10 protein-coding genes are annotated in these 12,792 nt (G+C 62.0%); 6 read left to right on the top strand and 4 right to left on the bottom strand.

Annotated elements, in window-relative coordinates; translation table 11 throughout:
- Window positions 1–8 precede the first annotated feature (8 nt).
- The 3 genes from J8C05_RS03895 to J8C05_RS03905 are packed head-to-tail and all read left to right on the top strand — an operon-like array spanning window position 9 to window position 5,245.
- The gene (locus tag J8C05_RS03895; protein ID WP_211422878.1) at window positions 9–1,880 is read left to right on the top strand and encodes a hypothetical protein; all 1,872 of its coding nucleotides are present in this window, start codon (window positions 9–11) and stop codon (window positions 1,878–1,880) included.
- 39 nt (window positions 1,881–1,919) lie between these two features.
- A complete protein-coding gene (locus tag J8C05_RS03900; protein WP_211422879.1) occupies window positions 1,920–3,875 on the top strand; it encodes a hybrid sensor histidine kinase/response regulator in 1,956 nt (651 codons plus the stop codon).
- Window positions 3,872–5,245, top strand: a complete 1,374-nt coding sequence (locus tag J8C05_RS03905) for an FAD-binding oxidoreductase (RefSeq protein ID WP_211422880.1) — start codon at window positions 3,872–3,874, stop codon at window positions 5,243–5,245. The genes J8C05_RS03900 and J8C05_RS03905 overlap by 4 nt, the downstream gene beginning before the upstream one ends.
- Window positions 5,246–5,251: 6 nt before the next feature.
- Here J8C05_RS03905 and J8C05_RS03910 read toward each other — a convergent pair whose 3' ends face one another.
- The 4 genes from J8C05_RS03910 to J8C05_RS03925 all read right to left on the bottom strand — a co-directional run bounded on the left by J8C05_RS03910 (window position 5,252) and on the right by J8C05_RS03925 (window position 9,211).
- Entirely contained in the window at window positions 5,252–7,027 is a 1,776-nt protein-coding gene (locus J8C05_RS03910; RefSeq protein ID WP_211422881.1) for a tetratricopeptide repeat protein, read from the bottom strand.
- 52 nt (window positions 7,028–7,079) lie between these two features.
- Window positions 7,080–8,039 carry an NAD-dependent epimerase/dehydratase family protein gene (locus tag J8C05_RS03915; RefSeq protein WP_211422882.1) on the bottom strand — a complete coding sequence of 320 codons (960 nt, stop codon included), beginning with the start codon at window positions 8,037–8,039 and terminating at the stop codon, window positions 7,080–7,082.
- A 95-nt stretch (window positions 8,040–8,134) separates the two neighbouring features.
- Complete coding sequence (locus J8C05_RS03920; protein ID WP_058866433.1) at window positions 8,135–8,479, bottom strand: STAS domain-containing protein; 345 nt, start codon at window positions 8,477–8,479, stop codon at window positions 8,135–8,137.
- 237 nt (window positions 8,480–8,716) lie between these two features.
- Window positions 8,717–9,211 carry an ATP-binding protein gene (locus J8C05_RS03925; protein WP_058866432.1) on the bottom strand — a complete coding sequence of 165 codons (495 nt, stop codon included), beginning with the start codon at window positions 9,209–9,211 and terminating at the stop codon, window positions 8,717–8,719.
- A 369-nt stretch (window positions 9,212–9,580) separates the two neighbouring features.
- On the opposite strand from J8C05_RS03925, the gene J8C05_RS03930 reads away from it, so the two are divergent.
- The 3 genes from J8C05_RS03930 (at window position 9,581) to nrdR (ending at window position 12,621) form a co-directional block, all read left to right on the top strand.
- Complete coding sequence (locus J8C05_RS03930) at window positions 9,581–10,723, top strand: alpha/beta fold hydrolase (protein ID WP_211422883.1); 1,143 nt, start codon at window positions 9,581–9,583, stop codon at window positions 10,721–10,723.
- Between the two features lie 83 nt (window positions 10,724–10,806).
- Window positions 10,807–11,976 carry a sporulation protein YhbH gene (gene yhbH / locus J8C05_RS03935; protein WP_211422884.1) on the top strand — a complete coding sequence of 390 codons (1,170 nt, stop codon included), beginning with the start codon at window positions 10,807–10,809 and terminating at the stop codon, window positions 11,974–11,976.
- Window positions 11,977–12,120: 144 nt separating this feature from the next.
- Window positions 12,121–12,621, top strand: coding sequence for a transcriptional regulator NrdR (gene nrdR / locus J8C05_RS03940; protein ID WP_058866429.1), 501 nt, complete (start codon window positions 12,121–12,123; stop codon window positions 12,619–12,621).
- Window positions 12,622–12,792: the final 171 nt, after the last annotated feature.

A 12,792-nucleotide genomic window follows, 5' to 3' on the forward strand; every position in this document is an offset into this window, starting at 1 on the left:
CCGTGGGTATGAACTTCAACTTGAGTCCACTGGATGAGCCGGACATGACTTCCCGCCGCGTCTGGCAGCAGCGTGCCGTGCTGGCTGTCCTGCTTGGCGTATTGGCCGGGCTGACCTGGCGCAAGTGGGGCGATCCGGTGGTGGACTTCGGCTGCGAGTTGTATGTGCCGTGGCAGATCACGCAGGGAAAGCACCTCTACCGGGATATGGTCTGGTTGGGCGGGCCGCTGGCACAGTACGGCAACGCGCTGGCCTTTGCCGTGTTCGGCGTTTCCCTGACAACGCTCATCTGGGTCAACCTGGTGCTGCTGGCCCTGTTGACGGAACTCATCCGGGGCTATTTCGCCCGCTGTGTATCGCCGCTGGCCGGGCTGCTGGCCGGACTGCTGTTTCTGAGCCTGTTTGCCTTCGGGCAGTACGGCCCGCTGGCCAACTACAACTACATGGCGCCGTACCGCCACGAGCCGATTCGCGGAGTCCTGTTGGCTATCGGCGCGTTGCATGCAGCGACACATGCCTGGTCCCTCCAGGCGGAAAACAGTCCACGCGCGGCCCGGCGGGTGGGGTGGTGGATGGCGTTGAGCGGGCTGCTTTTTGGCGGTGTCTGCCTGACGAAGCTCGAAATTGCCCTGGCGGCGGGATTGGCGTTGCTGGCCGGCTTTGTTGTCGGGATGGCGCGGCTTGACGTTCGCGGTCAGGCCCGGTGGAAGCTGCCGGGCTGGTTTTTGGGTGGCATGCTGGTATTGCCGGTGGGGTTTGTGGCCTACCTTGCGCTGCACATGCCGCTCACGCTGGCCCTACGCGGCGCACTGGGCAACCTAGCAACGGTTGTGGTGGCCAACCCGGCGCAGCAGGCATTTTACTGGCATGTGCTTGGTCTTGATGCCTGGGTGCAGCACGTCACCGACATCACAACCGGCTGTGGCATCGTCAGCCTGGCCGGGCTGGTGGTGCTGGGTGGAGAACGGTGGTTGCCGCACCGGTGGCAGCCAGCAGCAGCGCTAGTGGGTGCGTTGTTGAGCGGCTGGCTGGCCTACCGTTTCGTGCCGTGGGAGCGGTTCGCCAAGCCCTTTCCGGTGTTGCTGGCGCTGACGGCTGCGGGACTCGTCTCGGCTGTAAAGTGGGAAACTGACCGTGACCGTCTCTGCCGGCGCTGGCTGCCGCTGCTGATGTGGAATCTGCTGGCGCTGGTCATGATCGGGCGACTCGGACTAGCAGCGCGTCTGCACCACTATGGGTTTGTTCTTGCCTTTCCGGCCTTTCTGTTTCTGGCGACGATGGCGCTGTTCGTCCTGCCGGCCGTGTTGCGCGGACAGCCGTCCAGCACAGGCAGGCTCACGAGCGGTGTGGCAGCCGGTTTTTTGCTCGCCTGTGTGACGGCGCACCTTCAGCTTGCCTTCGATCACTACGGGAAAAAAACACAGCCGGTGGGTTTGGGCGGCGATCAGTTGCTGACCTACGGCCCACAGTGGGTACCTGTTGGGAAGGTTATAGCAGAAACCGTCACCGCACTGGATCGGTTACTGCCACCGGAGGCGAGCCTGTTGGTAATGCCAGAAGGAATTGCTCTCAACTACTGGCTGCGGCGCCCCTGCCCGACATCTATGCTGACATTTGATCCGTATTACTTGGCTGCTGGCGGAGGAGAAGCCGCTGTCATCGCCGAACTTGAGCGCCACCCGCCGGATGTTATTGCGTTGACCCGGCGCGACATGCCCGGCTATGGTGTCGGTTGGTTCGGTGAGGACCCAAACTACGGACGCCAGGTAATCGTTTGGGTGCTCCAGCGCTACGAAGTTGCGCAGGTGTTTGGTGAATGGGAAGATTTTGGCGTCGTGCTGTTCCGGCGGCGGGCGGCTGATCTTCCACCCGTGCCATGATGGGTTCTCCGGCGGTGTCACCAGGGCAAGTCAATCACCATGAGTCATCCCACAAACGATCCTGTTGCGCCAGAGCTGTTTGCCGCGGTCTTTCAAAGTCTTGACATCCCCATCGTTGTTGTGGACTACGCCACCCGCCGCGTCGTCGCCGTCAACCGGGCTTTTACCAGCGAATCCGGCTACACTGCTGAACAACTTATCGGGCGGGAAACCAGGGAACTTTCCCTGTTTCCTTCGGAAGAGTCTCGCGACCGGCTCTACGCCACACTGGCCGAGCAGAAGCAACTGACCACAACCGTGGTGGGGCAGGCCCCAGATGGCAATGTGGCTGAACTGACCCTGTGCCTGTCGCTGGCCGAGGTTGGCGGCCGGCGCTACATGGTCATTTACACCAAGTTCATGAACACCCTGCTGGACGAGACGCATCAGGTGGAGCAGCGCCTGCGGGATGTCCTGGCGGTGGTGCCGGGCGTGATTTACCAGTACCGCTACGATGCTGCCAGGAAAGGACGCTTTACCTACCTGAGCAACAAGACGGAAGCCCTGTGCGGGATCACAGCCAAGGACATCGTGATGCATGAAGGCTGTTTCTGGGAGCACGTGCCGTACGAACATCGGCGCGAGGCCCGGGACAGCTTCGCAGCGGCAGCCGCCAACCGCAGCCCGTGGGAGTGGAAGTTTCCGCTCCGCCACGTGCGCACGGGTGAAGAACACTGGTTTTACTGCATTGCTTTTCCGAAGATGCTGCCTGACGGGGGTACGCTGTGGACAGGTTTTGTTTCTGACATCACCCAACTGCACCGCCTGCAGGAAGCGCAGCAGGCTGCCCAGACGCTGCTCCAGGAAGAGCGCCTCCAGAAAAACAAACTGGAGTCACTGGGGACGCTGGCCGGCGGCATTGCCCACGATGTCAACAACCTGCTGGCCGTGCTCACCGGCAATCTGGGCCTTATCAAACGCGATACGTCCCTGGGAGAGGAAAGCCAGCGCCGGCTGGAATCCATCGAGCGCGCTACGGAACGCGCCAAATTGCTCGCCAAACAGCTTTTGACCTTTGCCAAGGGCGGCGACCCGGTTCTGGAAAGTGTCTCGCCGGAAGTCTTCGTGGTTGAGCCCATGCAGTACATCCTGGAAGGCCGCGGCGTGGATGTCACCTTCCATCTCGCTACACCCCTGTGGCGTGTGCGGGCGGATGTCGGCCAACTGAGTCAGGTGTTTCAGAACCTGGCCACCAATGCGGCGGATGCCATGCCGGAGGGCGGGCAGGTGCGGGTGCATCTTCAGAACCGTACCCTGGGGGAACAGGATGTGCCGGGCCTGGCGGCGGGTGATTATGTACACATCAGCGTCACCGACACCGGCTCCGGGATTGCACCGGAACATCTGTCACGGGTTTTTGATCCCTACTTTACGACCAAAGCCGAGGGCTATGGTCTGGGGCTGGCGATTGTCTATAGCGTGATTTCCAAGCATGGCGGCCACATCGCCGTGACTTCAACCCTGGGCGTCGGGACACGTTTCGATGTCTATCTGCCGGCCAGAAAAACCATGGAAGTCACGCTGGAATCGGCAGTGCTGACCGGGGATGAAGCTGACCGGATTGCCAACCGCCGCCTGCTGGTGATGGATGACGATGAGTTGGTTCGGGAAATGCTCGGCACGGCGCTGGAAACCTTTGGCTATGGGGTCGTGGCCTGTCGGGCGGGAGAAGAAGCCATTGAACGCTACCAGGCAGCCATGGCGAATGGTTCTCCCTTTCTGGCGGTGATTCTCGACCTGCACATCAACCGTGGAATGGGGGGACGGGAAACGCTGGAGCGGTTGCGGCAGCTTGATCCGCAGGTGACGGCCATTGTCTGTAGCGGCTATCACGACGACAGCATCATGGCGAACTACCGCCTCTACGGCTTCGCGGCCAAGCTGCCCAAACCGTTTGACATCGAAGCCTTGGGCGCTGTTCTCGGCCGGCTGTTTCCTGACGCATCCAAGCCATGAGCCTTGCCCAGCGTACCGTGCGTCTGACCAGTTGGGGACGTTTTCCGGTGGCCATGGCCAAGGTGGCGCGTCCGGCCCGGCAGGGCGACCTGGTGGGACTCCTCGGTGACGACACCCACCCTTCACTCATTGGGCGCGGTTATGGCCGCAGCTACGGCGACGCTGCCCTCAACACGTCGGGCGTCGTTGTCGAACAGGTGCATTTTGACCGCCTGCTGGCTTTCGACGAGACCACGGGTGTGCTTGTCGCTGAAGCCGGGCTGCGGCTCAAGGACATTCTGGAAGTGTTCGTTCCACGGGGTTGGTTTCTGCCGGTGACGCCGGGGACGAAGTACGTCAGCCTGGGCGGGGCGCTGGCCTGTGACATTCACGGAAAAAATCACCACGGCGACGGTTCGTTTTCCAGTCACGTGGAATGGTTTGACCTGCTGACTGCCGACGGCCAGGTGCGCCGCTGTTCCAGAACCGAACAGTCCGACCTGTTCTGGGCCACGGCCGGGGGCATGGGCCTGACCGGCATCATCCTGACGGTGGCGCTGAAGCTGCGCCGCATCGAGACGGCTTACGTCAGCGTGGATTACCGCCGCACCCGTGATCTGGATGAAACGCTGGAACGCTGTGACGCCGAAGACCACCGCTACCGCTATGCCGTATGCTGGATTGACTGCCTGGCCCGGGGAAAACATCTGGGGCGCAGCGTCCTGATGCGCGGCGATCACCTGCCGCTGGCCGACCTGCCGGCCCGCTACCGGACACAGCCACTCCGGCTGCCGCGCAAGCCCGAAGTGACCGTGCCCTTTTCCTTTCCCAATGGCGTCATCAATGCCTGGACGGTCCGGGCCTTCAACATCGTCTTTTACCACAAGCACCCGAAGGCAACGTCGGGTGTGGTCGTGGACTTCGATTCGTACTTTTATCCACTGGACGCCGTGCTCGAATGGAACCGGGTCTATGGCCGGCGTGGTTTCATTCAGTACCAGCCGGTAATTCCTCTGGAAACAAGCCGTGCAACGCTCATCAGGTTGTTGGAAGAACTCAGCCGGGCCGGAATCGCTTCGTTTCTGGCGGTGCTCAAGCGGTTCGGGCCCCAGGAAGGGCTGCTGTCCTTTCCCATGCCGGGCTACACGCTGGCGCTCGACATTCCGGTGAGCGGAGACGCCATGTTTGCCCTGCTCGACAAGCTGGATGCACTCGTCGTGCAGGCCGGTGGACGGATTTACCTCGGCAAAGATGCCCGCCTGAAACCGCAGCACCTGGAGGCGATGTATCCGCAGCTTCCAGTCTGGCGACGGATCAAGCAGACGGTTGATCCCGAAGGCCGGTTTTCGTCCGATCTGGCGCGGCGCGTGGGCCTTGTGCCGCCGGACTAGACGGCGTCAGGGCTGTTTGTCCGGGCGGAACGGACGTTCCTTTCCGGCCACAGCTTCGGCGTAAGCACCGCCCCGTACGTCGCCAAGGGCGATGGCCCGCTCATAGGCGGCAATGGCTTCCGGCCGCCGGTCGGCAAAATCGTAAATCCGGCCGATGGCCACGTAGGCCCGCGACGCCAGCCAGCGTTCTTCGGGCTTGGCCAGCCGGGCCGCGCGTTCATACAGCTCGACGGCCTGTTCGAGCCGTTCCTGGAGGGCGGCCAACTGTTCGCTTTCATCGGCGGCGGGGTCCGTTTCCACGGCGCTCGGCTGTTTGGCCGTGAGTTCCGCGAGGCCGAACGTGGCGCGGGCATCCTGGGGGTCTTCACGCAGCAGGGCTCCGAGCAACTGCCGTGCCTCGGCGTATTTTTTGGCGCGCAGGAGGTCATCCGCCTGCTCGATGCGGGACAGGCTTTTGGCTGTCGGCGCGGCGCGGACGAGCTGCCGGCGCTGTTCGACCCGGGCGCGCAGGGCGGCCAGTTCCGTCGGGCGGCGGCGTTCGCGTTCCGCATCAAAAGCCGACACCATGCGGGGAAGCCAGTCGAGAATATCCACGCCGGTTTCATCGAGCGCGGCAAGCTGCTCGAAGAAGTGCAGGGCCAGAACGCCGCCACGCTCCCAGACGCCCAGCAGTTCGACGCGCGCTTCTTCATCGGCAAGCTGAAGCTGGGCCCGTTCGGTGTCATCGTCCGTCTGGCGCGCGGCCTGCCGTGCCGCCTGAATGGACAGGCGGGCCTCGATGGCCCGGCTCAGGGATTCCCGGACGATTTCAAAGACGTTGTTTTTCAGGGCCGGATCGGCATTGGGCAGGCTGCCGGCCAGTTTCACAATGGCAGTACGCCGGTCAGCGATGAGTTTGCCCGAACGGGCAATGACCGGCTCCAGAAGAAAGCGCAGCAATGCCCGCCGGATAGCCCGGTTGGGGGCTTCCCGTGGCGCGCTGACGACAAGAAAGAACTCGTCTCCGGGCCGGCGGTAGGTGCGCCGGTCAGCACCGTTCAGAATGTCATTGCGTGTGACGACCCGCCCCACCGGGCCCAGCAGGTCAGGCAGGATGAACATCCGCCGGGTGCGTTCACGGAGTTCACCGGCCGGCAGGTTGGCGCTGGTCAGGGTGTCGAGATCGGCGATGGGCGGCGCATCCCGGGCCGTGACGATGGGCTGCGTGTGCAGAAACGTCAGCAGGCGGAGGGTTTCTTCGTCGGCGATGGACTGGAGCCGTTCGGTAAAGGCTGTGTAGTTGGCGGCATATTTGGGAAATGCCGCCCGTACCGGTGCGCGGGTGGCAAATTCGGCGATCAGCGGCGCCAGACCCGCCAGTGGACGCACATCCGGCGGCAGGGTTTCTGCTGGCGGCAGGGTGAAGTCCGGCAACGGGCGCGCCAGCATGGCCAGTGCCACGGCGCTGCCCATGAGGGTCGGGCGGTGGCGTTCGGCTTCAGGGAGCTGTTTCCAGAAAGCGCGCAGCTTTTCCGTGATTTCAGGCGGGGTGGTCTGCTGGAGATCGCGGAGCAGTTGCGCCCGGACCTCATTGGGCGGGGCGTCCGGCGTTTCGGCGTCGAAGCCGGCCAGATTGAGCGCGGCGAGCGTCACGAAGAGCCGCTCGTCCGTTCCCACGACGATGTTGGCCCGGGCTGACGGGGGCTGGGTTTGCGCGGTGACGGCTCCGGCCGTCCAGGCCAGGACCGACCAGACCAGAAGCATGACGGGCCAGAGGTGGTGTCGCATCCGTAAGAAAGGCATGGGGGAAGGTTGAATCAGCGAAAGGGAAAAACTGCCGGGTGCGTTCGAGAGTTTACTTGCTGAGTTTATACACCTGCCGCATCCAGTCGGCCGTCAGGCGCAAGCCTTCTTCAAGGCTGTAGGTGCTACGGTGGCCGAGATCGCGTACGGCTTTGCTTGTGTCCACCAGCTTGACTTTGGTGGTCAGCGGTTCGGCGTCGGCATAGCGCACCAGCGTGGGCGAAGCGCCGGTCACTTTCAGCACCAGATCGGAGAGTTCCTCGATGGTGTGAAGCTGGTCGCCGCCAATGTTGTAGGTTTCACCCGGCTTGAAGTGTTCGACCAGATTGGCCACCGTGCGGATGGTGTCGGCCAGAAACGTGGAAGTCCGGGCATGGCCGCGATAGACCGTCCACGGCAGGCCGTGCAGGGCGCAGTAGAGAAAGCGGCAGTTCACCGAGCGATAGGGGCTGTAGTATTCGCCGGGTCCGTAGGTGTTGAACAGGCGCACGACGACGCTTTCGACGCCATGCTGGGCAATGGCGTTGCGGATTTGCATCTCATTGACCCACTTCGACATGGCGTAGTCGTTGAGCTGCTTGATCTCGACTTCATCGGTGATGTGTTCGACCATCAGATGCGGATAGTCGCCATAGACTTCCGATGAGGAGAAGTGCACCAGTCGAAAACGCTGGCTTTCCTGAAGGCGCAGCAGGTGCTTGGTGCCAATGACGTTCGTGCGCCAGAGCGTTTCGTAGAAGTCTTCTCCGTTCCAGCGTCCAAACTCGGCGGCGCAGTGGAAGACGTAGTCGAAACGGCCGAAGTGCTCGAACAGACGGGCGAGTTGGCGAAACTCGCCGATGTCGCAGCGGGCATAGCGCGGCTCGCGGAGGTCGCCCTGAAGCCCAAACGCAACTTCGTCGGGCTGGTGCGCGAGGTCACAGGAGATGACATCGTGATGTCGTTCGCGAAGTTCACGGACGAGCCAGGTGCCAACGACACCCAACCCGCCCGTGACCAGAATACGTGCCATCGTTACGTGTGGCGTGAGTGGCCGCTTCAGCCAGCCGCGCCAGCGGGGGAGGTATGTGGCCCACCCGGAGAAAGACCCGCAGACCTGAAGCCACTTCAGGAAAAGCTGGCAATGGCGTCGGCCTCGTTGTCGAACGTATCGAACACCGTCAGCAGCTTGGTGATCATCAGCAGGTCCTGAATCTTCTTCGTGAGGTTCAGCAGCTTGAGCTGCCCCTGCTGATTTTTGACCGTCGTGTAGCTGTGGACGAGTTCGCCAATCCCGGAACTGTCCACGTAGCTCACATCGCCCAGATTGAGCAGGATGTTTTTGTTGCCATTTTCGAGCAGGGACTTGACAGCTTCCCGGAGCTGGACGCTGCCTTCGCCAATCGTGATTTTGCCGCTGAGGTCCATGATGGCGACATCGCCAACAGTACGATGGGAAATGGTCAGTGACATACGGACGCGGGACTCCTTCGCTGAAAAATATCGGCCGGTGCGCCGGTGTGATTCGAGCCTGTTGGTTGGTGGCAGCCTATCATTGCTGTCCTGGCGTTGGTTTTCAAACTTTGCTCCACGTCCCCGCCACAGTCTCCTCCGGGAGCAGGTCGCAGGAGCGGTGGACATAACGGATGCGTCCCTAAGCCTGCTTTCAGACATCCATCCCGGTTGTTTTCAGCCTTGGCTGCGGCTTTTTCAGCCTTGGCTGCGGCTGTGGCTGGCGTCACGGCCGTTGCTGCTGCCGGCAGGGCTGGCAGGGCGGTACTTCACCATGCGCACTTCAAGTCCGCCCTGCCGGTGGGGCAGGAATTCGACGGTATCCATGAAGGTTCGCATGTAAAAAATGCCCCGCCCGTTGGGGTTCAGGAGGTTCTCCGGGGCGCGCGGATCAGCAAGGTGGCTGGCATCGAAACCGTTGCCACGGTCACGCACGACGACGATCAGCTTTTCATCCGTCAAATGAAAGCGAACCTGAACCGGCTTGGAAATATCGAGTTGGTTGCCGTGCTTGATGGCGTTGACGATGGATTCCCGAACGGCCAGCCCGACCCAGTCCACGTTTTCGGCCTCGAATCCAGCCAGTTGTGTCAACTGATCGGCAACCGTACCCACCATTTCCACGAACCGGTAGTGACTCGCAATTGTGACTTCAATGACCGTATCGGCCGCACCCTGAATGTCGTCTGGCATCGTTTCCACGATTGTTGCCCGCCTGCACGCCGACTGAAGTTGAACCACGGCGCATCATCAACAGCTTGAGCACCACTGCCCCGGCTAGATAACACGCGGTGAAAACGAGCGTCAAGGCAGGGAGCGTCATGGCCGCGGGCAATTCGTGCTATGATTTCCGGCCGTGGGCAACCGTCCTGTAGGATTGTCCGCCGGTCCCTGTGCGGTGAGCCGCTACGGTACGCCGCGGCTGAACGTCTGATTGGAGTCTGGGTTAAAGGGCCGGCAATGGCCGGCCATAAGCTGCGGAAGTCTGTCGCCGGGGACGGTTCACAGGCGGGCTTCATGTCCTGGTCTTTTGAGTTTGTCGTTTCTGGGGGAAGTGATTTCGTGAAAGCAAAACAATGGTTGGCGGCGCTGGGGGGCGCAACCCTGGCCGGTGGTTTGGCCTGGCAGTATCTCAAGCGTCCGCGTGACGTGCGCTGGATTGATTACGTGGGCGAACTGCCCCACCCGGATGCCAGTCGCTTTACGGTGGTGGATGGCGTGCGGTTGCACTACCAGGAATTTGGCGCACCGGATGCGCCGGTGCTGCTGCTGCTCCACGGCTACTGTTCATCCAACTACACGTGGAAAGACGTGGCCGAGCCGCTGGCCGCAGCCGGCTACCGGGTGATTGCACCCGATCTGAAAGGGTTTGGTTTTTCGGAAAAACCGGCCGACCGCCGCTACCACGTGCAGGACCACGCCCAACTCGTGATTGGGCTGCTCGACCGGCTGGGCATCGAGACCGCCACCTTTGTGGGGAACTCCTTTGGCGGGGCGGTGTCGCTGGCCTGCGCTCTGATGTGGGCCTCGCGGGTGACGGGACTGGTGCTCATCGATGCGGCCTACAATGACGCACCTTTGCAGCAGTACCCGTTCAGCCTCTATGCCCGGATTACACGGACCTGGCTGGTTGGGGAAGCCGCCGTGCCGTTGCTGATGTCCACCCGCCAGACCTCGGAAACCCTGCTGCGCGGGTTCTTCCACGATCAGCAGGTGGTGACGCCGGAGCGCATCGCGGCTTACTTTCGTGCGCTGCGGACGGTGGAAGGGCAACGCGCCGCCATGACGACGGCCCGCCAGTGGGACCTGAACTGGATCGAGCAGGAGTTGTCCAGCATTACCGTCCCGGTACTCATCATCTGGGGCGAGTATGACCGGTCCATTCCGGTCACGCTGGGCGTCCGTCTGCGCGCCCGGCTTCCACAGGCCGAGTTTGTGGTCATCCCCGATTGTGGGCACATCCCGGAAGAGGAGCGCCCGGAAGAAACCACGGCCCTCATCCTTGACTTCTGCCGTCGGCAGGCGGCGCGTCCGGCCCCGTCGCTGGCGGCTTCCGCCACGGCGGCTTTGGCGGCCGGTGCGTCTTCCGCACTGGCTCCGGTCAGTCTGGCCGTGGCCGTCCAACCCGACACGTCGGCTTCGGCTGACACCGCTCCGCCCAATGCCACTTCACCCCAGGCGGCCGAGGAATCGCCGGCGGAGTAGTCCTGGGAGTGGCGGTCGGACCAGGCACGACTTTGGCAGCACGCCCTGGCTCTTCAGGCAAGGGGCGCTTTGGGAGTACACCAATGGCAATTCAGCAGCATGACTGGAGCCTTCAGCGCAAGGGCGTCATTGATCAGGAGCGCCACAAGGAGCGCGTCAAAGAAGCCATCCGTAAAAACCTCGGCTCGATTGTCTCCAACGAGGCCATCATCCTTTCGGATGGCCGCAAGACGGTCAAGGTGCCCATTCGGTCGCTGGATGAGTACAAATTCCGCTTCGACCGCCACAAGCAGAAGCACGTCGCCCAGGGCGATGGCGACTCGAAGGTGGGCGATGTGGTGGCGCGGGAAGGCCAGTCCGGCAGTGGGCCCGGTAAGGGCGGCACGGGCCCGGCCGGCAGTGATGCCGGGCAGGAATACTACGAAGCGGAGGTCAACATTGATGACATCGCGGCGCTCATTTTTGAGGACCTGGAACTACCGTTTCTCGAAGAGCGTGCCAACAAGGCCCTACCGGCCCGCACCACCCGCTTCACGGAAATCCGCCGCACCGGAGCGTTTTCCAACCTCGACAAGCGCCGCTCGATCATCGAGAACCTCAAACGCAATGCCGTCGAGAAAGGGCGCGCCCAGGTGGGCGGCTTCAAAAAAGAGGACCTGCGCTTCAAGAGCTGGGAGGAAGATGTCCGCTTCGAGTCCAATGCCGTCGTGCTGGCGCTGATGGATGTCTCCGGCTCGATGGGCGAGTTCAAGAAATACATTGCCCGCAGCTTCTATTTCTGGATGGTGCGCTTCCTGCGGACCAAGTACGACAACGTCGAAATCGTCTTCATCAGCCATCACACCGAGGCCAAGGAAGTCACCGAGGAGCAGTTCTTCACCCAAGGGGAATCCGGTGGCACGGTGGTGTCCAGCGCCTACAAACTGGCGCTCGACATCATTGACAAACGCTACTCCCCGAAGGACTGGAACATCTATCCCTTTCACTTCTCGGATGGTGACAACTACTATAGTGACAACGAGGAAGCCGTCCGGCTCGCCGACAGGCTCATCACGACCTGCAATCTCTTTGGGTATGGCGAAATCGGGGATGAGGGCGCATCAAGCTACCGGCGTTCGTCGGGGGCGCTGCTTTCGATCTTCAAGGAACATCTCAAGCACCAGAAACGCTTCATTGGTGTGCGCATTGACAGCAAGGAAGACGTGTATCCGGCGCTTAAGGAGTTTTTTGGCGCGCGCAACATCAAGGTTTGACCCAACCCGCTGAAGTCACCGGGTGACGGCCGTCGGCCGCCACGGACTGTGGCGCCCAGGCACGGGCCGCAGCCCACATGTCCCGGACGGACGAAACCGGCCGTGGGTTGCAACGGAAACGTAACGGACGGAAAGAGCAACGACGTGAAGTGTCCATACTGTGGCAACCTTGAAGACAAGGTTGTGGACTCCCGCGAAAGCCGCGAAGGCGACGTCATCCGTCGCCGCCGTGAATGCCTGAAATGTGAACGCCGGTTCACATCCTATGAGCGGATTGACGAAATCCCCTACATGGTCATCAAGAAAGACGGCCGGCGGGAACCCTTTGACCGGCAGAAGGTGCTGGCCGGGTTGGCACGGGCCTGCGAAAAGCGTCCCGTGCCGGCCGCCAAGCTGGAAGCCATCGTCAATGCCGTCGAGAAATACGTTCAGGAATCGCGCGACCGGGAGCGGTCAACACAGAAGATTGGCGAACTCATCATGCGCCGGCTCAAGGATTTGGACAAAGTGGCCTATGTCCGCTTCGCCTCGGTGTATCTGGAGTTCAAGGATGTGACGGAGTTTATGTCCGAGTTGAAATCACTTGTGAAGACCACCCCGCCAGCGTCCCGCCGGAGACGTGGCGCGAACGGGATTTCAGCCTGAGTCAGAACCTGAAGTGTGCGGCGGCAAGTGATGCCGCCGGTGTCTTTTCAGCAGACGGGGCCGCTTGCGCCCCGGGCCGGGCTGATATAGCGTGTCGGATACCACCAGAGCTGTTTTTCAGACCGGTTCAAGGTGGCCCACCGGGCTGGTTTGAACCCTTCCTGATGCAAC

It is taken from the genome of Chloracidobacterium sp. N, assembly GCF_018304765.1.
GTDB lineage: Bacteria > Acidobacteriota > Blastocatellia > Chloracidobacteriales > Chloracidobacteriaceae > Chloracidobacterium > Chloracidobacterium aggregatum.